Annotated in this window: 16 protein-coding genes and 1 pseudogene; 12 read left to right on the top strand and 5 right to left on the bottom strand. The window is 71.4% G+C overall.

Annotation, left to right across the window (positions count from 1 at the left end):
- Positions 1–40 precede the first annotated feature (40 nt).
- The gene (locus tag KBX00_RS16420) at positions 41–3,307 is read right to left on the bottom strand and encodes a S8 family serine peptidase (protein ID WP_210827852.1); all 3,267 of its coding nucleotides are present in this window, start codon (positions 3,305–3,307) and stop codon (positions 41–43) included.
- Between the two features lie 163 nt (positions 3,308–3,470).
- A complete protein-coding gene (locus KBX00_RS16415) occupies positions 3,471–4,640 on the bottom strand; it encodes a DNA recombination protein RmuC (RefSeq protein ID WP_210827850.1) in 1,170 nt (389 codons plus the stop codon).
- A 113-nt stretch (positions 4,641–4,753) separates the two neighbouring features.
- Between KBX00_RS16415 and KBX00_RS16410 the strand changes: the two genes are divergently transcribed.
- A complete protein-coding gene (locus tag KBX00_RS16410; protein WP_210827848.1) occupies positions 4,754–5,485 on the top strand; it encodes a hypothetical protein in 732 nt (243 codons plus the stop codon).
- Between the two features lie 18 nt (positions 5,486–5,503).
- Here the strand turns inward: KBX00_RS16410 and ppc are convergent, their stop codons facing one another.
- Both ppc and KBX00_RS16400 read right to left on the bottom strand, forming a co-directional pair.
- A complete protein-coding gene (gene ppc, locus KBX00_RS16405; RefSeq protein ID WP_210827846.1) occupies positions 5,504–8,290 on the bottom strand; it encodes a phosphoenolpyruvate carboxylase in 2,787 nt (928 codons plus the stop codon).
- 442 nt (positions 8,291–8,732) lie between these two features.
- Positions 8,733–9,647: a cyclase family protein gene (locus tag KBX00_RS16400; protein WP_210827844.1), complete on the bottom strand. Its 915-nt coding sequence runs from the start codon at positions 9,645–9,647 to the stop codon at positions 8,733–8,735.
- Between the two features lie 516 nt (positions 9,648–10,163).
- Between KBX00_RS16400 and mfd the strand changes: the two are divergent.
- From mfd to KBX00_RS16380, 4 genes and pseudogenes are all read left to right on the top strand, one after another.
- Positions 10,164–13,640 (top strand): annotated as a pseudogene (gene mfd / locus KBX00_RS16395) (transcription-repair coupling factor); the annotation flags it as partial.
- A 122-nt stretch (positions 13,641–13,762) separates the two neighbouring features.
- A complete protein-coding gene (locus KBX00_RS16390) occupies positions 13,763–14,530 on the top strand; it encodes a hypothetical protein (protein ID WP_210827840.1) in 768 nt (255 codons plus the stop codon).
- Positions 14,531–14,532: 2 nt separating this feature from the next.
- Positions 14,533–15,519 (top strand): nucleoside triphosphate pyrophosphohydrolase, encoded by a 987-nt coding sequence (locus KBX00_RS16385; protein WP_210827838.1) that lies wholly within the window; start codon positions 14,533–14,535, stop codon positions 15,517–15,519.
- Positions 15,520–15,637: 118 nt separating this feature from the next.
- Positions 15,638–17,257, top strand: coding sequence for a DUF885 domain-containing protein (locus tag KBX00_RS16380; RefSeq protein ID WP_210827835.1), 1,620 nt, complete (start codon positions 15,638–15,640; stop codon positions 17,255–17,257).
- A 29-nt stretch (positions 17,258–17,286) separates the two neighbouring features.
- Here the strand turns inward: KBX00_RS16380 and KBX00_RS16375 are convergent, their stop codons facing one another.
- Positions 17,287–17,979 (bottom strand): hypothetical protein, encoded by a 693-nt coding sequence (locus tag KBX00_RS16375; protein WP_210827834.1) that lies wholly within the window; start codon positions 17,977–17,979, stop codon positions 17,287–17,289.
- Positions 17,980–18,200: 221 nt separating this feature from the next.
- Between KBX00_RS16375 and eno the strand changes: the two genes are divergently transcribed.
- The 7 genes from eno to KBX00_RS16340 all read left to right on the top strand — a co-directional run bounded on the left by eno (position 18,201) and on the right by KBX00_RS16340 (position 24,139).
- A complete protein-coding gene (gene eno / locus KBX00_RS16370) occupies positions 18,201–19,484 on the top strand; it encodes a phosphopyruvate hydratase (RefSeq protein ID WP_210827833.1) in 1,284 nt (427 codons plus the stop codon).
- A 29-nt stretch (positions 19,485–19,513) separates the two neighbouring features.
- Positions 19,514–20,131, top strand: coding sequence for a septum formation initiator family protein (locus KBX00_RS16365; RefSeq protein ID WP_210827832.1), 618 nt, complete (start codon positions 19,514–19,516; stop codon positions 20,129–20,131).
- Positions 20,132–20,153: 22 nt separating this feature from the next.
- Positions 20,154–20,711 (top strand): DUF501 domain-containing protein, encoded by a 558-nt coding sequence (locus KBX00_RS16360; RefSeq protein WP_210827826.1) that lies wholly within the window; start codon positions 20,154–20,156, stop codon positions 20,709–20,711.
- Positions 20,708–21,223 (top strand): amino-acid N-acetyltransferase, encoded by a 516-nt coding sequence (locus KBX00_RS16355; protein ID WP_210827821.1) that lies wholly within the window; start codon positions 20,708–20,710, stop codon positions 21,221–21,223. The genes KBX00_RS16360 and KBX00_RS16355 overlap by 4 nt, the downstream gene beginning before the upstream one ends.
- A gap of 390 nt (positions 21,224–21,613) precedes the next feature.
- A complete protein-coding gene (locus tag KBX00_RS16350) occupies positions 21,614–22,552 on the top strand; it encodes a Ppx/GppA phosphatase family protein (protein ID WP_210827946.1) in 939 nt (312 codons plus the stop codon).
- A gap of 167 nt (positions 22,553–22,719) precedes the next feature.
- Positions 22,720–23,406, top strand: coding sequence for a dienelactone hydrolase family protein (locus KBX00_RS16345; RefSeq protein ID WP_210827819.1), 687 nt, complete (start codon positions 22,720–22,722; stop codon positions 23,404–23,406).
- Complete coding sequence (locus KBX00_RS16340) at positions 23,399–24,139, top strand: uracil-DNA glycosylase (protein WP_210827817.1); 741 nt, start codon at positions 23,399–23,401, stop codon at positions 24,137–24,139. The genes KBX00_RS16345 and KBX00_RS16340 overlap by 8 nt, the downstream gene beginning before the upstream one ends.
- Positions 24,140–24,142: the final 3 nt, after the last annotated feature.

Genomic DNA, 24,142 nt, shown 5'->3' with positions numbered 1-24,142 from the left:
AGAACCGGAGACGGGCTTCCTGATGGTGCGGGTGGTGGTGTCAGTTCACCGCGCCGATGGAGACCGCGCCGCGGCCGACGACCGCGCCTTCGGTGGTCACCACGGCCAGCTCACCGTAGAGGCTCCGGCCCGCGGGCGGGGCGGACTGTGCCGTCACCGTGCCCGAGATGGTGCCGGTGGCACCGTGAGCCAGGGTGAGCGGCGTGCTCGACGCCGAGAGGGTGCCGAGCGCCGGGGAGGAGAACGAGTCCCGGTAGTCGTACTCGGTGCTACCACCGGCACCGTCGACCGAGTACGCCTCGACGACGACGGTGTAGGTGCCCGCCGCCGGGTTGTTGAGGGTCACGAACTCCTCGGAGTCACCGTCGGCGTTGTACGCGATCAGGGCACCGCCCCGGTACACGAACAGGTCGAGATCGGCGCCGGCGTCCGAGGGGTTGCCGATGCGGGCGGTGAAGCTGGTGGCGCCCGCCGGCACGTCCACGGTGAACTCCTGCGTCGCGTACTCGACGATGGTCGGCCGCTCCGCGTGCGAGCTGGCCAGCGCGCCGCCCTGGCCGGTCACGGTGACCGGGCCGAAGGTGTTCTTCAGCGACCAGGTGACCGGCGTCGGGGTGCCGGTGGTGACGGACGGCAGTTCGACCACGGCCGGCTCGACCGCGACGCCCTGCACCCGTGCCTGGAGCTGGTACGGGTTGTTCAGCGACGGCGAGGTACGCCGGGACTCGACCTCGATCTCCCAGACACCCGGCATCGGGTCCTGGTAGTCACGCTCGAAGGCGTTGCAGACGACCGTGCTGACGTGGTTGGTGAAACAGGCCAGGCTGGAGGTGCTCTCCACCGGAACGCCGTACGGGTTGAACGCGATGAAGCGCGTCTGCGACCCGGTGGCGATGCCGGAGAGGTTCACCTGCAACGCACCGGCGCCCGGGGGAACCGTCACGAAGTACGACGTGGTGCTGTTCCGGTCCACCGAGCCCTGCGCCGAGTAGGCGAAGTTGGGCTTGCTGACGTCGTTCGAGGCCACCACCACGGCGGAGACCTCGAAGTCGATCGTGCTGGTGGCCGGGTCGTCGACGGTCACGATCGTGCCGTGCGCGCCGACGGTCTTCGGCTTGGCGATGATCGTGATGGTGACCGGCGTGTTCAGCGGCAGCCTGACGCTCTTCGGCGCCGAGAAGGTGCCGTCGTTGCCGCGCAGACCCACGTTGTGCTTGACGTTGCCGGCCGGGCCGCTGGTCCGGGTCAGCGTGACCTGGTACGACTTCGACTGGTTGACCTTGTGGCCGCCGTCGGCGGAGCCGCAGCGGTTGTAGACGCCGGTGCCCTGGTGCGGAGTGGCCAGCAGGCCGGAGAGCACCGTGCAGACCGGAGCGTCGGAGGTGTACGAGCGGGTCTGCACACCCTTCTTAAGCAGCTTCCAGGCACCCGGCACGTTGAACATGCCGTAACCCTGCCCGTAGGTCGGAGTGTCGGCGATGGGCTTGGCCGAGGAGTAGATCGCCCGGCGCAGCATCTCCGGGGTGATGCCCTTGTCGGTCGCCCGGGCAGCCGAGAGCAGCAGTGCGGCGGCACCGGCGGCCTGCGGGGAGGCCATCGACGTGCCGTTGAACATGCCGTAGCCCGGCGGCAGCGAGTAGCCGGCCTCGGCGACGGGGCTGCCGGGCTGCCACACCGGGGTGGTGGAGATGGCCGAACCCGGCGCGGCGATGTTCGGCTTGGCGCCACCGTCCTCACGCGGGCCGCGCGAGGAGAAGTTGAACAGGGCGTTCTTCTTCTTGACCACCGAGCCGTAGTTGGCCAGCCAGGTGTCCTTGCTGACGCTGGCAGCGACGCTCACCACATTTGTCGACGCCGACGGGTCGCCGATGGTGTTCACACCCGGGCCGGAGTTGCCGGCCGAGATGAACATCTGCACCCCGTACGTGGTGATCAGGTTGTTGTACAGGGTGGCGCGGGCGTTGTTGCCGTCGTTGAGCGCGGGCAGGCCACCGATCGACATGTTGATCACGTCGACCCCGCGGTTGATCACCAGATCGGCCATGCCGGTGGTGAGTGCGGCGGCCGTACAGCCACCGCCCCAGGAGCAGGCACGGGAGGAAACGATCTTGGCGCCGGGGGCGGCACCGTCGAACGCGCCGTTGCCGAGCATGTCGTTGGCGGCGGTGATGCCGGCGACGTGCGTGCCGTGGGCGCTCTCGATGATGCCGATGTTGACGTAGTCGACCAGGCCGGGGCCGCCGAGCGGGGTGGTGTCGACGTTCTTGCGGTACTCGACGACGAACGACATCCGCTCGGTGACCGCGGTCGCCGGGTTGTCGGTGCCGAAGTGGCCGACGTCGAACTTCTCCTTGTACGGCCGCATCACGGCCTCGTCGGTGAAGTCGCCGTCCTGGTCGGAGTCGACCCGGATGTTGTTGGTCGCCGGGTCGAACAGGATGCCGAACTGGTCGGTGTTGTCGCCGTCGCGGTTGACATCACCGGCCGGGTCGCTGTTGTTGGTGATGTTCTCGCTGAACAGGTTGAACCGGTAGCTGCCGGCCGGCGCGGTCCAGGTGCGGCCGGCCAGGGCGAACGTGGGGCCGGTCACCTGGTTGATCATCGGCCGCCAGGTGGGGTCCTCGAACGGGTCGGTCGCGGTCACCCAGTCGACGATCTTGCGGTCGCCGGTGGTGGTCTCCTGCAGTGCCGGGTGCTCCAGGTCCACACCGGAGTCCATGATGCCGATGGTGACGCCGCGGCCGTCCCACTTCTTGTGCTGCTTGACGAACTTGACCGCACCGGTCTCGTTCGTCGGCATGTACGGGTTGTCGGCCTTGGTCTTGGCGCCGGGTCCGCTGAGCGTGCCGCCCTGCTTGCTGCCCTTCTTGCCGCCGGGGGCGACCTCGGGCTTCGGGTCGGGGAGCTGGATCTCCTCGTCCAGGTCGATGGCGGCCACGCCCGGCAGCTTGGCGGCCTTGACCGCCTTGCCGGTCGGCACCTTGGCGAGCACGTAACCGATGGTGTCGAAGCGCTCGGTGACGGCCGCGCCGAGCTCCTTGAGGTCGTCGGCGACGTCCCTCGCCTTGCCCTTGTCGGTGGCGACGATCATCGTGACGGTGGGGGCCTTTTTCGCCTCCGCCTCGGCGAGCAGTTTGGCGTCGTGCTGATCCAACGACTCGGCGGGGGTGGCCTGCGCGGCGTCGGGTCCGGCAGGAGCGGCGCTCGCGGTGGCTGCACCGCCCGCCACGGTCACGGCGCTGGCCGCCATCACCGAGGCGAAGAGCGCGGCGGAGGTACGCCGGCTCAGGTTTCGGGGTTTACTCACGTTCTCTTTCCTCCAGAGAACTCAGGCGCCCTCAGATGCAGGGCACGCGTGAGCGAAATCCTTCGCGGTGCCGACCGTCGATGTCACTACCGCCGGGTACGTTGTGACCATCTCGTGATATGCGAGACGCTCATTGTCACATCGAAGATGATAGGGGCGGATTTCAGTTGGACCGAGTTCGATCATCCGGAGTGGATTCCACCAGCAGCTCTGGCGCTTGCGGCTGGCGGGGAGCCAACTCCACCTGCCCCGGGGTGGGCAGTTCCTGATCCGACACGCCAAGTTCGGCCAGCTTGCGGGCACTTACCAGCACCCGTGCCTCCAACGAGCCCACCGCCCGGTTGTACGCGGTCACCGCGCCACCGAGTGAGGAACCGAGTTTGCCGACGTGGTCACCAAGCGTCGACAACCGCCCGTACAGTTCCCGTGCCACCGTGTGCACGGCCATCGCGTTGCGGGTCAGCTGTTCCTGCCGCCATGACCAGGCGACCGTACGCAGCAGCGCGACAAGGGTGGCCGGGGTGGCCAGCACCACGTTCCGGGTGAACGCGTGCTCCAACAGCGTCGGATCGCGTTGCAGGGCGACATCGAGAAAAGGATCGGCCGGCACGAAGAGAACCACGAACTCCGGAGTGGACTCGAACGCGGACCAGTACGACTTGGCGGCCAATGCGTCGACGTGTGCCCGCAGATGCTTGGCGTGCGCGTCGAGATGGGCGTCCCGGCCCCGCTCGTCGCGCGCCTCCATCGCGGTGAGGTAAGCGTCGAACGGCGCCTTGGCGTCCACCACCACACTCCGGCCGCCGTGCAGGCGGACCACCAGGTCGGGGCGTACCGTCTGCTGATCGGTGGCGGCGGTGACCTGCTCGGCGAAGTCGCAGTGCTCAAGCATGCCGGCGGCCTCGACGATGCGGCGCAACTGGTGCTCGCCCCACCGCCCGCGTACCTGCGGCGCACGTAGGGCAGCCACCAGCTGTTTCGTCTCCGTCCGCAGCTCACCGGAGACCGTGCTCATCGCCCTGACCTGCTCGCGCAACTCGGCGTAGGCGTCGACCCGCTCCCGTTCGAGGTCGGCGACCCGCTGCTCGTAGCGGCGCAGCGTCTCGTGCAACGGGGCCACCGCCCGGGCGACCGCCTCCTGCGACTGGGCCGTCGCCTCGTAGCTCAGCGCCCGCATCGACTGCTCCAGCCGTCCCTCGCCCTCGCGGGTGGCGCGCAGCGTGGCGTCCAGCCGGGCGATCTCGGTCGCCGAGCGGGCCCGGGCGGCGAACCAGCCGACCGCGCCGCCGGCACCTAGACAGACGACGACAACCGCGAGGGTCTCCAGGTCCATCCTCAGGAGCTTGCCAAAGGCTGGCTCGCAGCGCCCGGACGGGCGCGTCGCGATTTCCCGAGCCGGGCTCACCGGGTCGGGAATCGTCGGCCCACCCTGGGTACGTTTACAGCGTGGAACCCCTGTTGCTCGTCCTTGTCGTGGTGTTGCTCGGCGGTGCCCTGCTCTGGTGGCGGCGGGAGCGTGCCGCCCGTGCGGCCCGAAACCTCGCCGACGTGCGGGCCGACGCGCGGCGGTGGTACGAACGCCTCGGCGGGCAGGTGATGAACCTCGGTGGCGAGGAGCCGGCGGTACGCCAGGCGCTGGCCGACGCCGCCGAGCGCTACCACGCCGCCGGCTCCCAGCTGGAGCAGGCTCGGAGCATCACCCAGTACCGGCTCGCCCGGGAGTCCGCCGTGGAGGGGCTCACGTACATCCGGGCCGCGCGGCTGGCGCTCGGCATCGACCCGGGGCCGGCTCTGCCGCCGCTGGCCGCCGCCGACGGTGCGGGTGAGTTGACCGTGCCACGCCAGGTTGAGGTGCAGGGCCAGACGTTCAAGGCCGGCCCGCAACCCGGGCAGGAGACGCCCTACTACTACCCGGGCGGCCGGGTACGGGCTCGACCGGTGCCCGCCGGCTGGTACTCCACCCCCTGGTGGAAGACCGCACTCGGAACCGGGGCCGGCGTGATCGGCGGCATGTTGATCGCCGACGCGCTCTTCTCACCGTCGTTCGGCGACCCCGGCTACGACGCCAGCGCCGCCGCCGGCATGGACGACCCGGGCGCCACCGGGGCCGACTTCGGCGGCGATCCCGGAAGCGGTGACTTCGGCGGCGGCGGTGACTTCGGCGGCGGCGACTTCTGACGCCCCTCCTGCCACCACTCAGCCGGTGTTGCGCATGCCGGCGGCGATGCCGTTGACCGTGGTGAGTAGAGCCCGCTCCAGGGCCGTGCCGTCGCTGGGGGCGCGCCGGCCGCCCGGCGCGGTGGCCACCGCGCGGCCCGCCGCCCCGGAGTCGCGGTACTGCCGCAGCAGCGCCACCTGAAGGTGGTGCAACGGTTCCAGGTAGGTGTCGCGGACGGCGAGAGTGCGTTGCAGCACCGGGGAGTTCTCCAGCAGGTCCGGTGAGTCGGTGACCGCGAGCACCTCGCGCCGGGTCAGCTCGTACTCCTGCTCGATCTTGTCGAAGATCGGGTGCAGCTGCTGCGGGACCAGGGTCTCCACGTACCGGCGGGCGATGCCGAGGTCGGTCTTGGTCAGCATCATCTCCACGTTGGACAGGAACGTGCGGAAGAAGTGCCAGTTGCGGTGCATCTCGGCGAGCACGTCGGCCAGCCCGGCCTCCCGGGCGGCGGCCAGACCGGAGCCGACCCCGAACCAGCCGGGCACGATCTGCCGGGTCTGGGTCCAGCCGAACACCCACGGGATGGCCCGCAACCCGGACAGCCCGGCGCCGGTGTTCGGTCGCTTCGCCGGGCGCGAGCCGATGTTCAACGCACCGAGCAACTCGGTCGGGGTGGAGGCCCAGAAGTACGCGGGCAGGTCCGGATCCTCCACCAGCGAGCGGTACGACCGGAACGCCGACTCGGAGACCACGTCCATCGTCGCGTCCCAGCGTTCCAGCATCTCGGCGGGTTGGCGGGGCGCGGTGTGCAGCAGCGTCGCCTGGAGCACGGCGGCCACGCTCAGCTCCAGGTTCTCCCGGGCCAACGCGGGGAGGGTGTACTTGTCGGAGATGACCTCACCCTGCTCGGTCACCTTTATCGCGCCGTCCAGCGTGCCGTACGGCTGGGCCAGGATCGCGTCGTGCGTGGGGCCGCCGCCACGCCCGACCGTGCCGCCCCGGCCGTGGAACAGCCGCAGGTGCACGCCGTGCCGAGCGGCCACGTCGCGCAGTGCGCGCTGCGCCCGGTGGATGGACCACTGGCTGGTGGTGATGCCGGCCTCCTTGTTGGAGTCCGAGTAGCCGAGCATCACCTCCTGCACGTCGCCCCGGGCCGCCACCAGCGCCCGGTACGCCGGCAGCGAAAGCAGCTCGTCGAGCAGCTCCCCGCCGGAGTTCAGCTCGGCCGGGGTCTCCAGCAGCGGCACGATGCCGATCCGGGCCCGGCCGCTGTGCACGTCGACCAGGCCGGCCTCGCGGGCGAGCACCACCGCGGCGAGCACGTCGTCCACGCCGAGGGTCATCGAGATGATGTACGACTCGATCACCTCGGCGCCGAACCGGTCCTGCGCCTCCCGGATGGTGCTGAACACGTCGAAGGTCTTGCGGGCCGACTCGCTCAGCGGGGTGTCCGACGTCGACAGCGGCCGGCGGCTGGCCAGCTCGTCGGCGAGCAGCTTGGTGCGCTCCAGCCGGCTCAGCGACGGGTAGTCGTCGACCTCACCCACCGCCGCGTACAGCTGGGTGAGCACCTCGTGGTGCTTCTCGGCGTGCTCCCGGACGTCCATGGTCGCCAGGTGCAGGCCGAACGCGGAGACGGTACGGATGGTCGAGGCGAGCCGGCCGACGGCGGTGAGCTGTCCGGCGTTGCGGGCCAGCGAGGCGCGCAGCAGATCCAGGTCGGCGATCAGCTCGGCCGAACCCCGGTAGTCACGCCCCGGCACGTGCGGGGTGCCCTGGCGCAGCCGGGCCCGGGTGTTGGCGAGCTTGGCACGGACACAGCGGGCCTTGAGCCGGTACGGCTCCTCGGCGTTGACCCGGCGGAAGCGGGGCGCCACCTCGGGCAGCGCGTCGAGGTCGGCGGCGAGGCTGGCGGACAGGTCGAGCGACACCCCGCGCAGTCGGCGGGAGACCGACACCTCGCTGATCAGCTCTTCCATTGCCGCCTCGGTGGCGGTCAGACCGTGCTCGTGCTGGATGGCCAGCACCTCGCGGGTCACCGCCGGGGTGACGAACGGATTGCCGTCCCGGTCACCGCCGATCCAGGTGCCGAAGGTCAGCGGCCGGGCCGTCGGCGAGGTCTCCACGCCGAGCGTACGCAGCGTCTCGGCGAGGTCGTCGAGCACCTGCGGAGCCGCCTCGGCGTACAGGTCACGCAGGTAGTAGATGGCGTTGCGCGCCTCGTCGGTCGGGTCCGGCCGGTCCAGCCGCAGCTCGTCGGTCTGCCACATCAGGTCGAGCAGCTCGGCCAGCCGCCGGTTCGCCGGACCCTCGTCGCTGGCGCCGTAGAGAATCGCGTTGGCCGTCTCGGCGTCCAGCTCGTCCGCGATCGCGCGCAGCTTCGACAGGATCGACCGGCGGGCCGCCTCGGTCGGGTGGGCGGTGAAGACCGGACGTACCGCCAGCCGGCGGGCCACCGAGGCGATCTCCTCGGCCGGCACCCCGCGCTCGGCGATCATCTTGGCCGCCTGGTCCAGCCAGCCGCCCTGGACGGCGCGGCGGCGCCGCAGGTCGCGGGCCCGGTGCACCTGTTCGGTGATGTTGGCCAGGTGGAAGTAGGTGGAGAAGGCACGGGCCAGCTTGGTGCCGGTGGTCACATCGAGCCCACCGAGCCGCCGGGCGGCGGCCGGGGCGTCGGTGCGGACCTGGGCCCGGATCTCCTCGACCAGGTCGAGCAGCGGGCGCCCCTCTTGGCGGGCCAGGGTCTGCCCGAGCAACGTGCCCAACCTGCGGATGTCGGCGCGCAGCGCGGCGTCGGGGCCGTCGTGATCGTGCTGGTCGGTCACCATGCGCTCCTCACGTCAGGTACGAAGGACAGCGCTGTCCGACTCCCCCGATCGTATCCACGCGAACCCGTCCGGAAGGAAGGGCCCCTTGCCAACGCCCTGCGTTTCAGGGGAGCCCCGGACCGATGTCGATGCTGCCGAGGTGCGCCGGTCGCCGGCTTCCGGAGGGCGAAACCGCTGTTCACGGCCGATAGCGTCGAAGACATGACGCCGTTGGTGCAGCCCTCGAAGCCGCAACCAGGTGATCGAGTGGCGATCGTCTCACCCTCCGCCGGCCGTCGAGGTCTACCTTACCGGTCGCGCCTTCGACGTCGACCTCTCGGTGCGCCACTGACGGCCGAGCCAGCCACCGAGACACAACATCCACTCGACATGCGGGATGTCGCGGTATCCGCGCCCGACGGAAGCCGCGGCATCCCGCATCCGGAGTTGACCTTGCCTCTCAGTCCACGACGGCGAAGGCGCGGACGGGGAAGGTGCCCATGCCGACCACCCTCGGTGGGGCGGCGGTGAACCGGAAGCCGTCCGGTGGCAGAGCGGCCAGCCCGGTCAGGTGCTCCACGATCGGGATGCCGGCGGCCAGCAGGAGGCTGTGCGCGGGCCGTTGACCGCCGGCCGCCGGACCCATGTCGTCAATGTTGATCGAGTCGATGCCGACCAGGGCGGCACCCGCGTCGACAAACGCCTGCGCGCCGTCACCGGTCAGGTGGGGCGCCTCCGGGGCGCCGTATCCGGGGGTGCCGAAGTGGGCGTCCCAACCGGTGTGCAGCAGCACCGCTTTGCCGGCGACGTCGTACGGCGCCAGCAGCAGCCGGTCGACCGCGCGGGTGTCGGCGGGCAGCCGGACGACGAGCCCGGGCAGGTCGGCGAGCCGGTCGAGCGGGAAACCGGACAGGTCGGCACCGTCGGCGTACCGGTGGGCGGGGGTGTCCAGGTAGGTGCCGGTGTTGGCGATCATGTCGATCCGGGCCACCTGGAACTCGGTGCCCGGGGCGTAGTGCTCGCGGGACGCCTCGCGGGTCAGCCACTCGGTGATCTTCGGGGCCGGCCAGCCGGGCAGGGTGGTCATCCCGTCGGTGACCGGGTGACTCAACTCGATCAGCCGCCGCCCGGTGCCCCCGCCCGGCGCACCCCTGACGGCGCGACCGCCCTTGTGCGGTTCCTCGATGAACGTCTTGTTGGTGATCCGCACCTCGGACACCATCAGCAGGCCGAGGTGCCGGACGAACAGCGTCGCAAGGTCGGCGTCGTCGACCCGGTCGCCCGGGATGTCCAGCCGGAAGCCCTCGGTGCTCAGGCCGCCGCCGTTGGCGAAATCGACCACCGCGTCGAACTGCACCCGCCACTGCCCACTCACGCCCCCACCCGATCACCCCCCACCCGACCAGTCAAGATCCGCCACTGCTCCTGCCGCCCCGGTGAGGCGACAACTTCGGGCAAAGTGTGGCCTCCCTCGCGCCGCAGGCTGCACCTTCTCCCGAAGTTGCGCACGCTCGGGAGGTGGTTCGGGTGAGGGGTCGGGTGGGCAGGGTGGTAAACGGGGAGATGGTCGGGGGGCGGAGCTAGGCTGACATTCGTACACCCCCCGTCCGGTTGGACGCGGGGTGATCGTCGTGTCCCCACCTCGGAAGTGATCATGACTACCCTCACCGGACTGCTCGCCGCCGCCCTGGCCGATCCGGGCCTGGCCCGCGTCCGTGACCTGGCGCGCTCCGGTGCTGCCCAGGTCGACGGCCTCGACCTGACCGCCCCGCCCGCGCTGCGCCCGTTCGCGGTCGCCGCCGTCGCGGCCGACCCGACCGACGGCCAGCGCACCGAGGGCCAGCGCACCGAGGGCCAGCGCACCGAGGGCCACGGCGTCGGCGGTCAGCGCACCGGCGGCGCGGGGCGGCCGGTGCTGGCGGTCACCGCCACCAGCCGCGAGGCCGAGGACCTGGTCGCCGCGCTGGGCAGCCTGCTGCCGCCCGAGCAGGTGGCGATCTTCCCGAGCTGGGAGACGTTGCCGCACGAGCGGCTCTCGCCGCGCTCGGACACCGTCGGCCGACGGTTGGCCGTGCTGCGTCGGCTCGCGCACCCGGACTCGGCGGACGCGCACGGGCGTACCGGTCCGCTGCGGGTGGTGGTGGCCCCCGTCCGTTCGGTGCTGCAACCGCAGCTCAAAGGGCTCGGCGACCTGGAACCGGTCCGGCTCGCCGCCGGTGACGAGGCCGACCTGGAGCAGGTGGCCCGCCGGCTGACCGACATGGCGTACGCCCGGGTCGACCTGGTCACCAAGCGGGGCGAGTTCGCCGTGCGCGGCGGCATCCTCGACGTCTTCCCGCCCACCGACGAGCACCCGTCCCGGGTCGAGTTCTGGGGCGACGAGGTGGAGGAGATCCGCACCTTCGCCGTCGCGGACCAGCGCACCATCGAGCAGATCGCCCAGCTCTGGGCACCGCCCTGTCGGGAGCTGCTGCTCACCCCCGACATCCGGGAGCGGGCCGCCACGCTCGCGCAGCAACACCCGGAGCTGGCCGAGATCCTCGACAAGCTGGCCGGCGGGATACCGGTGGAGGGGATGGAGTCGCTGGCGCCGGCGCTGATCGGCGACGACTCGATGGAGCTGCTGCTGGACTGCATGCCGGCCGGCACCCACGTACTGCTCTGCGACCCGGAGCGGATCCGCACCCGGGCGCACGACCTGGTGCGTACCTCGGAGGAGTTCCTCCAGGCCAGCTGGGCCGCCGCCGCCGTCGGTGGCCAGGCCCCGGTCGACCTGGGCGCCGCCGCCTTCCACACCCTCGCCGACGTACGCGCGCACGCCGCGACCCTGCGCCAGCCCTGGTGGACACTGTCCCCGTTCGGCCTGGCCGAGCCGGTCGGCCCGGCCGCGACCCGGCAGCCCTGGGAGGACGAGCCGGAGGCGGTCGACGTCACTCCCGACGACGCCATCGCGGTGGCCCTGACCGCCCAGCCCGCCCCGCTCTACCACGGCGAGACCGCCCGGGTGGTCGACGACCTGAAGCGGTGGGCCGGCGAGGGTTGGTCGATCTCACTGGTCTTCGAGGGGCACGGTCCCGCCCAGCGGGCCGTCGAGGTGCTCCGCGACGGCGGACTCGGCGCCCGGCTGACCGAGGAGGTGCCGGCCGCGCCCACCCCGGGTGAGCTGCTGGTCACCTGCGGCAGCCTGACCGGCGGCTTCGTCGACGAGGCGGCCCGGTTCGTGCTGCTCACCGGCAGCGACGTCACCGGCGGTCGGGGCGTCTCCACCCGGGACATGCGGAAGATGCCGAGCCGGCGGCGCAACACCATCGACCCGCTGGAGCTGCGCGCCGGTGACCATGTGGTCCACGAGCAGCACGGCATCGGCCGGTACGTCGAACTGGTGCAGCGCACCGTCAACGGCGCCTCCCGGGAGTACCTCGTCATCGAGTACGCCCCGAGCAAGCGCGGCCAGCCCGGTGACCGGCTCTTCGTCCCCACCGACCAGCTCGACCAGTTGAGCCGCTACGTCGGCGGCGAGCAGCCCACCCTGCACAAGATGGGCGGCTCGGACTGGCAGAAGTCAAAGGCCCGGGCCCGCAAGGCGGTAAAGGAGATCGCCGCCCAGCTGATCCAGCTCTACGCCGCCCGCAAGGCGTCCAAGGGGCACACCTTCGGGCCGGACACCCCGTGGCAGCGGGAGTTGGAGGACGCCTTCCCCTGGCAGGAGACGCCCGACCAGCTCGCGGCCATCGAAGAGGTCAAGCGGGACATGGAGCAGAGCATCCCGATGGACCGGCTGATCTGCGGCGACGTCGGCTACGGCAAGACCGAGATCGCGGTACGGGCGGCGTTCAAGGCGGTGCAGGACGGCAAGCAGGTCGCGGTGCTGGTGCCGACCACGCTGCTGGTACAGCAGCACTACAACACCTTCGCCGAGCGGATGAGCCAGTTCCCGGTGACCATCCGGCAGCTGTCCCGTTTCCAGACGCCGAAGGAGGCGGAGCAGACCCTCGCCATGGTGTCCGACGGCACCGCCGACATCGTCATCGGCACCCACCGGCTGCTGGCCTCGGCCACCCGGTTCAAGTCACTCGGGCTGGTCATCGTCGACGAGGAGCAGCGCTTCGGCGTCGAGCACAAGGAGCACCTCAAGTCGATGCGGGCGGCGGTCGACGTGCTGAGCATGTCGGCCACCCCGATCCCGCGCACCCTGGAGATGGCGATCACCGGCATCCGGGAGATGTCCACCATCGCCACCCCGCCGGAGGAGCGGCACCCGGTGCTCACCGCCGTCGGTGCGCAGGACGACCGGCAGGTGGCCGCCGCGATCCACCGTGAGCTGCTCCGCGACGGCCAGGTCTTCTACCTGCACAACCGGGTCGAGTCGATCGAGCGGACCGCCCGCCGGCTGCGGGAGCTGGTGCCCGAGGCGCGGGTGGCGGTGGCGCACGGGCAGATGGGCGAGGACGCCCTGGAGAAGGTGATGGTCGGCTTCTGGGAGAAGGAGTACGACGTCCTGGTCTGCACCACGATCGTGGAGTCCGGCATCGACATCCCGAACGCCAACACGCTGATCGTGGAGCGGGCCGACCTGCTCGGCCTGGCTCAGCTGCACCAGATCCGGGGCCGGGTGGGCCGGGCCCGGGAACGGGCGTACGCGTACTTCCTCTACCCGCCGGACAAGCCGCTCACCGAGCACGCCCACGAGCGGCTGGCCACCATCGCCCAGCACACCGAGCTGGGCGCCGGCATGTACGTGGCCATGAAGGACCTGGAGATCCGGGGTGCCGGCAACCTGCTTGGCGGCGAGCAGTCCGGGCACATCGAGGGCGTCGGGTTCGACCTGTACGTGCGGATGGTCGGTGAGGCGGTGCAGGCGTTCAAGGGCGAGCGTCCGGAGGAGGAGACCGACATCAAGATCGATCTCCCGATCGACGCGCACCTGCCCCACGACTACGTGGGGGTGGAGCGGCTGCGCCTGGAGATGTACCGCAAGCTCGCCGAGGCGCGCGACGAGGAGCGGCTGCGCGAGGTGGCCGCCGAGATGACCGACCGGTACGGCGAGCCACCCGCGCCGGTGCAGAACCTCATCGCGGTGGCCCGGTTCCGCCTGCTGGCCCGCCAGTACGGCCTGACCGACGTCAGCATGCAGGGCAAGCACCTCCGCTTCGGCCCGCTGCCGCTGCCGGACTCCAAGCAGTTGCGGCTCAAGCGCTACCACCCCGACTCGGTGTACAAGGCCGCCCTCGACCAGGTCAGCGTCCCCCGCCCGACCACCCGCCGGGTCGGCGGCGAGCCGCTCCGCGACCAGGCCCTGCTGGAGTGGTGCGCACAGCTCCTCTCCGACGTCCTCGGCGCCCCGGCCCTCGCCGACTCCTCGCGTTGATCATGAAGTTGTTGTCACGCCACGCCGAGCCGGATGACAGCAACTTCATGATCGACCGGTGGGGTGGCGGGGCGGGGGACCTGTCAGGGGTGGGTGGGGTGGGGCATGAGAGAGTGACGGGCATGCGTGCTCGCCGTCTTGTCGCCGTCGCCAGCGTGGCGGTCGGCCTCGTCGCCCTCGCCGGTTGCCGTTCCGAGCCCGGTGTCGCCGCCTATGTCGGTGACCACCGGATCACCGAGGACGCGGTCACCGAGGTCATCGAGGACGTTCAGGCGAAGAACCCGACCCCGGCCGAGGGGGACGAGCTGCCGCCCGGCCAGGAGCCTCCGCTGCCCGGCCAGGAGCCTCAGGTGCCCGGGCGCAGCCAGGTGGTGAGCACCCTGGTGCTCAGCGAGGTCTGCGAGCGCATCTCCGCCGACGAGGGCTACCGCTCGCAGAGCCAGGTCGACCCGGGGCAGGTGGCCCAGGGGCTCGGCCTGAGCCCGGAGACCGGGTACGTGCGGCAGGTCGCCGAGCTGTACACCTGCCTCTCCGGCATTCCGATCGGCGCTCCGGTGGCCCCCACCGAGCAGGAGCTGATCGACCTGGTCGCGGCGGGCAAGCGGGCCGGCGCGGTGCCGGCCGAGGTGACCGTCGAGCAGGCCGCCACCCAGCTCGACGGCGAGCAGCTGCGCCAGGCGCTGGCGAGCCGCAACTCGCTGCGCGAGGCCGTCGAGACGTACGACGTGACGGTCAATCCCCGGTACCGGCCGCTGGTGTTCCCGGTGCTGAGCTTCAGCGGGCAGGCCATCGCGGTGGGCGTGCCGCTGGGTGAGCCGGGGTCCGACGCGGTCACCGACATCTCCACCCCACGGCCGCGGCCCGAGCCGGCCGCACCGACCGCCGGCTGAGCATGCCCCGGATCGTCCTGCTGGTGACCTCCCCCCGGTTGCCGGCCGGGCTGTTGACGGCGGCTGCCTGGGATGCCGTACGCGCCGCTCCCGTGCTGGCCGCCGAGGAAAGCGAGCTGACCACCGCGCTGCGGTCGGTGGGTGCCGAGGTGCGGGTACTGGACGGGCCGCCGGTGCCGTCGCTGCTGGACGCGGTGACGGCGCACGACACGGTGGTCTGGCTGGCCGGCCCGGCCGGGGACGAGTCGCTGGCCCGGGAGCTGGGGCTACGACTGGCCCGCGAGCCGGGGCTGGCGGAGCTGGAGCTGATGTACGGCTCGTGGGACCCCCCGGGCGCGCGGCTGCTGGACGCGGTGGCGGTGCTCGACCGGCTGCTCTCACCCGGCGGGGATCCGTGGAAGCGGGCGCAGACCCACCGCAGCCTGGCCGGGTTCCTGCTGGAGGAGAGCTACGAGGCCTACGACGCGATAGGCGTCGGGGACACCGACGCGCTGCGCGAGGAACTGGGTGACGTACTGCTCCAGGTGGTGTTGCACGCCCGGCTGGCCGAGGAGTTGCCCGAGGACGAACGCTGGACCATCGACGACGTGGCCGGTGGGCTGGTCGAAAAGATGGTCCGGCGCAACCCGCACGTCTTCGCCGGTGCCGAGGCGGGCACCCTGGAGGAGATCACCGCCAACTGGGAGCGGATCAAGCAGGCGGAGAAGGCCCGTGACTCGGTGCTCGACGGCATCGCGCTGAGCCAGCCGGCGCTCGCCCTGGCGGCGAAGATCGTCGAGCGTGCCGCCCGGGCCGGCATCACCGCACCGCTGCCAGCACCGGAGGCACAACCCGACCCCGAAACCACTCTCGGCGCCCACCTGCTCGCCCTGGTCGCCCAGGCCCACGCGACCGACCTCGACCCCGAAGCCGCCCTCCGCCGCACCGCCCTGTCCCACGCCCAAACCATCCGCACCACCGAGTCCAACCCCCTACCCCCACCCCGTTGATCATGAGGTTATCTGCTCGAAATGTCGGATCCGGTGCCGCTAACCTCATGATCAACCGGGGTGGGGTGGGGTGGAGCGCCGACGGGTGGGTTCGGGTGGGGGTGGTTAGGGTCGGGGGGTGGAGCGGTTTCGGGTGGTGGGGGAGCGGGTTGTCGAGGCGTTGCTGGGGAGTCGGCCGGGGCTCGCCGGGACGGCGGGGGACCATCGGGTCGACGATCGGTTGCCGGATTTCTCGGCCGACGCGGTCGCGGGGGACCGGGCGATGCTTGTCGACGCGGCGAGCGCGCTCGTCGAGATCGACGCTGACGACCTCGACGTCGAGGAGCGGGTGGACCACGCCCTGCTCTCCGCGCTTGTCGACCGGGAACTGTTCGAGCTGACCGAGATCCGGGGGCACGAGTGGGACCCGCTCGTGCACAACCCCGGTCCGCTGCTGCACGCCCTGCTGTCCCGCCCGTACGCGCCGGTGGAGGTGCGGTTGACCGCCCTCGCCGGCCGCCTCGCCGCCGTACCGGATGCGCTGGCCACCGCGCGCGCGACGTTGCGTGACATGCCCCGGATCCACGCCGAGACGGCGGTCGGGCAGTTCACCGGGGTGGCGGCGCTGATCCGCGACGAGGTACCCGCGCTACTCGCGCAGGCACCCGCCGGCCTCGACCGGATCGAGCCGGCCGCCACCGCGGCGCTGGCCGCGCTCGACGAGTTCGTCGCCTGGCTGCGTGCCGGGCTGACGGCCGACGCCGGCCCGGGTCGCGATCCCCGGCTGGGCCGGCGGCGCTGGGAGGCGCGCCTGTGGCACACGCTCGACACCGAGCTGGGCGCCGCCGAGATCCAGCGGCGGGCCTGGGCGAACCTCGACCGGGTCACCGACGAGATCCGCGCGGCGGCGGTCGAACTCGTCGGTGGCCCGGCCGACGACGAGACCGTGCGCCGGGCCCTCGACCTGCTCGCCGCCGAACACCCCGACGACCACACAATCGTCGACCTGGCCTCGATCACCATGGACGAGGCGAGCGACGCAGTCCGGGCGCACGACCTGGTGACCGTGCCGGACGACCCGTGCGTCATCCAGGTGATGCCGCAGTTCGCCCGGGGTGTGGCGGTGGCCTACTGCGACGCGCCCGGTGGTCTGGAGACCGCCGCCGTGCCGACGTTCTACTGCATCGCGCCGACACCGCTGGATTGGCCCGCACGCCGGGTGGAGTCGTTCTACCGCGAGTACAACGACCACATGATCCGCAACCTCACCGTGCACGAGGCGATGCCGGGCCACTTCCTCCAACTCGCCCACGCCCGGCGGTACGCCGGCTCCACCCGGGTACGGGCGCTGATCCGCTCCGGCCCCTTCGTCGAGGGGTGGGCGGTCTACGCCGAGGAGCTGATGGTCGGCCGCGACTTCGGTGGCCTGCCCGTGCGATTGCAGCAGCTGAAGATGCAGCTACGGATGACCCTCAACGCGCTGCTCGACCAGCTGACGCATGCCGAGGAGCTGCCGGAGGCGGAGGCGATGGCCTTGCTGACCGGACGCGGCTTCCAGGAGGAGGGTGAGGCGGCGGGCAAGTGGCGCCGCGCGTTGCTGACCTCGGCGCAGCTGTCGACGTACTTCGTCGGCTACAGCGAGGTGGCCGAGATCGCCGCCGCCCGGCCGCAGCACGTGCCGCTGCGCGACTGGCACGACGAGATGCTGGCGCACGGCAGCCCACCGCCGCGCCACCTTCGCACCCTGCTCGACGGGTAGGCCGTATCGCCCGGCTGTGCGGGGTTGGCTCAGGAGCCCTCGGCGCGCCGGTCCACCACGTCGGCACCCGCCGGCAGGTCGAAGGCGCCGCCGTCGACCTGATCGCGGTAGCGGCTCAGCGCCAGCTCGACCGGTTGCCCGTCGAGCTGACCGGTGAAGCTGCCCAGCGTGCCCTCCCCGGTCACGCAGGCGGTGAAGCTCTCCCCGTTCTGACGCACGTCGACGCAGGTCGCGTGGTAGCCGACGACGGTGCTGCTGCGCTCGGTGATGACCGCGTCGGGGTCCAACGCCGCGGCGGTCAGCCGGCCCATCACCAGCGGAGGGGTGACCAGCCCCTGTAGCTCAGCCTCGGCGAAGACCACCACCGAGGGCTTGCTGTTGGGGGCGGGTGGCTCCTCCACGGTGCAGACGGTCCGATCGCCGTCGGTGTCGCACCGAGTGGTCGCCTCGTCGGTCACGGTCAGCTTTCCGCCGGGCCAGGTGTAGCTGGACCGGGCCGGGTCCTGCGACTGGACGAACGAGACGCTCCGGCCGCCCGGAATCTGGTACTCCGCCGAGTAGGTCAGCTCCAGCGCCCGGTCCATCCGCGCGGCGAGATCGTTGACGATGTCGGACCGACCCATGGCCCGCCCGGCGTCGTCCAGAGCCTGGCAGCCGGTGACGGTGAGCAACGCGATGACCGACACCGCGAGCGTACGGAGAGTGGTCGAAGCGGCGGGCATGGCGACCAGCCTTGTCGATCGGGTCCCGCTCGTGCAAACCGGTTGCCGGTTGAGGCACGAGAATCCGGGAATGTCCGACCCGTCGGGTACCGGAGCGTGGTCGTCGACCCGCCCGGTGGCCGTGCCGGAAAGCGGGGACCGATACGCTGCGTTCAACACCTGCCGCTGCCGCACCGTCGCGGCCCATACCGGACGAGACCACACGAACGAGGAGCGACTCAGTGGCAACCATCGAGGTAATCGAGGCTCGGGAGATCCTGGACTCGCGGGGCAACCCGACGGTCGAGGTCGAGGTCGGGCTCGACGACGGCACGATCTCCCGGGCGGCGGTGCCCTCCGGCGCCTCGACCGGCGCCTTCGAGGCGATCGAGCTGCGCGACGGTGACAAGGACCGCTACCTGGGCAAGGGAGTGGAGAAGGCGGTCGCCAACATCGAGGACCGGATCGTCGACCAGCTCATCGGCTACGAAGCCAGCGAGCAGCGGGCGATCGACCAGAAGATGCTCGACATCGACGGCACCGACAACAAGGCCGAGTTGGGCGCCAACGCGATCCTCGGGGTGTCCCTGGCGGTGGCCAAGGCTGCGGCCGGCAGCGCCGACCTGAGCCTCTTCCGCTACCTGGGCGGGCCGAACGCCCACCTGCTGCCGGTGCCGATGATGAACATCCTCAACGGTGGGGCGCACGCCGACAGCAACGTGGACATCCAGGAGTTCATGATCGCGCCGATCGGTGCGCCGAGCTTCCGGGAGGCGCTGCGTTCCGGTGCCGAGGTGTACCACGCGCTGAAGTCGGTGCTGAAGAAGAAGGATCTGTCCACCGGGCTCGGCGACGAGGGCGGCTTCGCGCCGAACCTGCCGACAAACGCCGCCGCGCTGGACCTGATCGCCGAGGCGGTGGAGAAGGCCGGCTACCGGCTCGGCACCGACATCGTCTTCGCCCTCGACGTGGCCGCCACCGAGTTCTTCGCCGACGGCAGCTACACCTTCGAGGGCGCGGCCAAGAGCGCCGCGGAGATGAGCGAGTACTACACCAAGCTGGCCGACGCGTACCCGATCGTCTCCATCGAGGACCCGCTGGCCGAGGACGACTGGGCCGGCTGGCAGACGCTGACCGCCGCGATCGGTGACCGGATCCAGATCGTCGGCGACGACCTGTTCGTCACCAACCCGCAGCGCATCGCCCGGGGCATCGCCGAGCAGGCGGCCAACGCGGTGCTGGTCAAGGTCAACCAGATCGGTTCGCTCACCGAGACGCTGGACGCGGTGGACCTGGCCCACCGGGCCGGCTTCAAGTGCATGATGAGCCACCGCTCCGGCGAGACCGAGGACACCACCATCGCCGACCTGGCGGTGGCCACCGGTTGCGGCCAGATCAAGACCGGCGCGCCGGCCCGGTCGGACCGGGTCGCGAAGTACAACCAGCTCCTGCGGATCGAGGAGGAGTTGGCCGACGCGGCGCGGTACGCCGGTGCTGGCGCCTTCCCGCGTTACCGTTCCGCCTGACGGATGCCGGACCTCGGGGGAGGGGTGTGATGCAGCAGCGCCGCACGCCGGGTGGTCAGCGTCCGGTCCGCCGGCCGGCCCGCGCCGGCCGGTCCGGCACGGCCCGCGACGGTGTCCGCGCCGAGTCGCGGTCCGCCGCCGGTCGGGCGCCGTCGGCCACCCGCGGTGCCGAGGGCGTACGCTCCGCCAAGCGCCCCGCCGCCGCCCGGCGTGCGGCTGCCGGTGGCGCGGTGACGCGGCTGTCCGCACCCCGAGCCCGAGGTCTCACCGGCCGCGCCACCGTGCTGTTCGCGGTGCTGATCGCGCTCGCCCTCGCCTACACCTATCCGGTCCGGGTCTACCTCGACCAGCAGGCCGACATCGAGCGGATGGAGGCTGCGCAGGCGGCCCAGCGGGAGCTGATCGCCGAGCTGACCACCCAGGCGGAGAAGTGGCAGGACAAGGCGTACATCGAGACCCAGGCCAGGGAGCGGTTCTTCATGCGGCGGCCCGGTGAGAAGATGCTGATCCTGCTCGACGATCCGGCCGGCGCGGCCCGCGAGGCGGGCACCGCCGAGGGCCCGGCCACCCCGGTCACCCCCGACCCCTGGTACGACACTCTCTGGTCCAGCGTGCGGGCCGCCGACGCCCACCAGATCGAAGACTGAGTACCCGACGAGAGATGGCATCGTGACTGTCGTACCACCGCAGCAGCCGGCGGCGGCCTCCGTACCCCCGCCGAAGCGGGAACCGGCCACGGAGACCGACCTGGCCGCGGTGGCCGCGCAGCTCGGACGCCCGCCCCGGGGGACCCGGGCGGTGGCCCACCGCTGTCCGTGCGGCCTGCCCGACGTGGTGGAGACGACTCCCCGGCTGACCGACGGCACCCCCTTCCCGACGCTGTTCTACCTGACCTGTCCCCGGGCGACCGCGGCGTGCAGCCGACTGGAGTCGGCCGGTCTGATGAAGGAGATGGCGCAGCGGCTGGCCACCGACCCGGAGCTGGCCGCCCGGTACCGCGCGGCCCACGAGGACTACCTGTCCCGCCGGGACGCGATCGCCGAGGTGCCCGAGATCGCCGGCATCTCGGCCGGTGGGATGCCCGGCCGGGTGAAGTGCCTGCACGTCCAGCTCGGGCACGCGCTCGCCGCCGGGCCGGGCGTCAACCCGTTCGGCGACGAGACGCTCGACCTGGTCGAGCCGTGGTGGACGACCGGACCCTGTGTCGACGTGCCGGAGCCCGGGTGAGCGACGACGACGACGTCGTGATCCGGCGGGCCCGGACCGCCGATGTGCGAGCGATCCGACGGTTGGTGGACACCTACACCGACGATCGCCGACTGCTCAGCAAGGCCACTGTCACCCTGTACGAGGACGTGCAGGAGTTCCGGGTCGCCAGCCGGGTCTCCGACGGCGCGGTGGTGGGCTGCGGCGCGCTGCACGTGATGTGGGAGGACCTGGCGGAGATCCGCACGGTCGCGGTCGATCCCTGCTGCCGGGGGCAGCGGATCGGGCACCGGATCGTGGCGGAACTGATCAGCGCGGCACGGGAACTGGGGGTGGCCCGCATCTTCGTGCTGACCTTCGAGACCCGGTTCTTCGGTTCGTTCGGCTTCACCGAGATCGACGGCGCCCCGGTGCCGCACGTCGTCTACGAGCAACTGCTGCGCTCGTACGACGAGGGTGTCGCCGAGTTCCTCGACCTGGAACGGGTCAAGCCGAACACCCTGGGCAACACCCGTATGCTGCTGCGCCTCTGACCCGCCCGGCCCGCCCCGCCCACTCTGCGCCGCCACCCGGCCCGCTGCGCCGCGACCGCTTGCGCCGTCATCCGGGTCACGCTGTCACTCGCTGTGTCCGGCTTCCGGCAGGTCCACCTACCACCCCGCTCCCTTTGCTCTGCTTACCCATACGCACAGGTTTACTTTCGGTGATGGCTGGCTGGGTATGGACCTGACTCGGCATTCGAGGAACCCCTGCTCGTAAGGGGTTTGCGTGTAGGTAAGCAGAGCAAAGGAGGCGAAAGGTAGGTCGGGTACTGCGGCTGCTCGACTTCAGAGAGTCACCGCCGGGTGTGGCAACGTTCCGTGATTGTGGTGGTCGGAGTGGTGAGTTGGCGTGGCGGTAGGGTTTTCGTCGTGACGACGCGTGTGGCGGCCATCGACTGTGGCACCAACTCGATCCGGTTGCTGGTGGCCGACCTGCCCGACCCGTCGGCCGGACCGGCCGCACCGCTGGTGGACCAGTGCCGGCGGATGGAGATCGTCCGGCTCGGCCAGGGGGTGGACGCCACCGGCCGGCTCGCTCCGGAGGCGATCGAGCGGACCCGGGTCGCGCTCGCCGACTACGCCACCGAGATCGACAAGCTCGGTGCCCAGCGGGTGCGGATGTGCGCCACCTCGGCCAGCCGGGACGCGGAGAACGCGGCCGACTTCCGGACCATTGTGGAGCAGACGCTCGGCGTCGCGCCGGAGGTGGTCACCGGGGACGAGGAGGCTCGCCTGTCGTTCACCGGAGCCGTCCGTGGCCTACCCGCCGACGCGGCATCGCCGTACCTGGTGCTGGACATCGGTGGCGGGTCGACCGAGTTCGTCGTCGGCACCCGGGACGGTGGTGTCGACGCCGCGATCTCCATGGACATCGGCTGCGTACGGATGACCGAGCGGCACCTGCACACAGACCCACCGGGCCCGGACGAGATCGCCGCCGCCCAGGCCGACATCACGGACGCGGTGGACCGCGCGCTGGCGGCCGTCCCGGGGCGGCAGGCGGCCACGCTTGTCGGGCTCGCCGGTTCGGTCACCACCGTGGTCGCGATCGCCGCGGGTCTCACCGGGTACGACCCGGCCCGCATCCACCATGCCCGGGTGTCGTACGACCAGGTGGCGCGGGTGACCGCCGACCTGCTGGCCATGACGCGCGAGCAGCGGCTGGCCATCCCGGTGATGCATCCCGGCCGCGCAGACGTGATCGGTGCCGGCGCGTTGGTGCTGCGGGTCGCCATGGAACGCGCCGGCATGGCCGCCGTGATCGCCTCCGAGCACGACATCCTCGACGGCATCGCGTGGAGCCTGGCAAGCGCGAACTGAAGGTATCGGCGCTAGCGCGAACAGGAGGTATCGGCGCTAGCGCGAACAGGAGGTGAATGCCACTGTTCCGGCATCTTCCCGGCGGAGGTCACCGCGTGGCAGGCTACCCGCACGTAGGACCACTGGGCGACCAGCCAACGATGACTGACCGCTAGGAGGACGGGCCGATGGGCGAGATGGTGACCTACCGTGGTGATGGCGGCACGGGTGAGGGATATCTCGCGATACCCGCCACCGGAACGGCAAGCCCGGCAGTGATCGTGATTCAGGACTGGTGGGGCCTCGTGCCGCACATCAGGTCAGTGGTGGACCGCTTCGCCGAGGCAGGCTTCGTCGCCCTCGCACCCGACTTCCGGCACGGCGAGCCAGCCGGAAAGCCGAGTGAGCCCCGGCGGCTGCTCAACGGGCCGCAGATGGACGAGACGGCACAGGAGATCGCCGCCGCCGCCGACTACCTCGCCGGCCGCGTCGAGGTCACCGGCAAGGTGGGCTGCGCCGGCTTCTGTGCCGGGGCCAGCCTGGCGCTGTGGGCGGCGAACTTCTCCGAGCGGATCGTCGCCACCGCCGCCTTCTATCCCCGGTTGCCCTGGGAGGGCATGCGTACCGAGTGGACCGACTACGCGGGCAAGGACGCGCTGGTGCACTGCTCCGAGGCGGACGGCACCTCCGCCGACCCGGGCGTGCAGGCGGTACGCCGGGCCATCGAGAACTCCGGCGGCACCTGCCAGCTGCACGACTACCCGGGCACCGCGCACGCCTTCTTCAACGAGGACCGGCCGGAAAAGTTCGACCAACGGGCGGCCACCAGCGCCTGGGCACGCACCCTGGAACTCTTCCGGGCCAAGCTTGGTTGAGTCGCGTACCCCCACCGAGGTCGTCGTCCGCGCCGCGCGCGCGACGGACCTGGCTGAGCTGGACGCGGGCGTCGCCGACTGTTTCGCCTGCCCCCGGCTGGTCGACTGGCGGGAGGAGGTCGCCCGCACCAGGCGGGCGGCCTTCCGCGATCAGGAGTACTGGGGACGGCCGGTGCCCGGCTTCGGTGATCCGGCGGCCCGGATCGCCATCCTCGGGCTGGCCCCGGCCGCGCACGGCGGCAACCGCACCGGCCGGGTCTTCACCGGCGACCGCTCCGGTGACGTGCTCTTCGCCGCCCTGCACCGGGCCGGCCTGGCCAACCAGCCGACAAGTGTGGCCGTCGACGACGGCCTGACGCTGCGCGAGACGAGGATCTTCGCCGCCGTACGCTGTGCTCCGCCGGACAACAAGCCCACCCCGAGCGAGCGGGACACCTGCGCCCCCTGGCTGCATCGGGAGGTCGAGCTGATCCGGCCGACGCTGCGGGTGGTGGTGGCGTTGGGCGCCTTCGCCTGGGCCGCGTGGTGGCCGGCGCTGCGCGCCGGGTACGCCGTCGCTCCGCCCAGCCCGCGACCGCCGTTCGGGCATGGGGCACACTGGTCCGGCACGGCCGGACCGGAACTGCTCGGTTGCTACCACGTCAGCCAGCAGAACACCTTCACCGGTCGGCTGACACCGGAGATGCTTGACGATGTGTTCGCCCGGGCGAAACTGCTGGCCGGGGTGGACTGAGGT

Origin of the sequence: Micromonospora sp. C95, assembly GCF_018070465.1 — a bacterium.
In the GTDB taxonomy this organism is placed as follows: domain Bacteria; phylum Actinomycetota; class Actinomycetes; order Mycobacteriales; family Micromonosporaceae; genus Micromonospora.
Note: the sequence above shows the minus strand (reverse complement) of the source record. Positions and strands in the feature narration are given on the sequence as shown.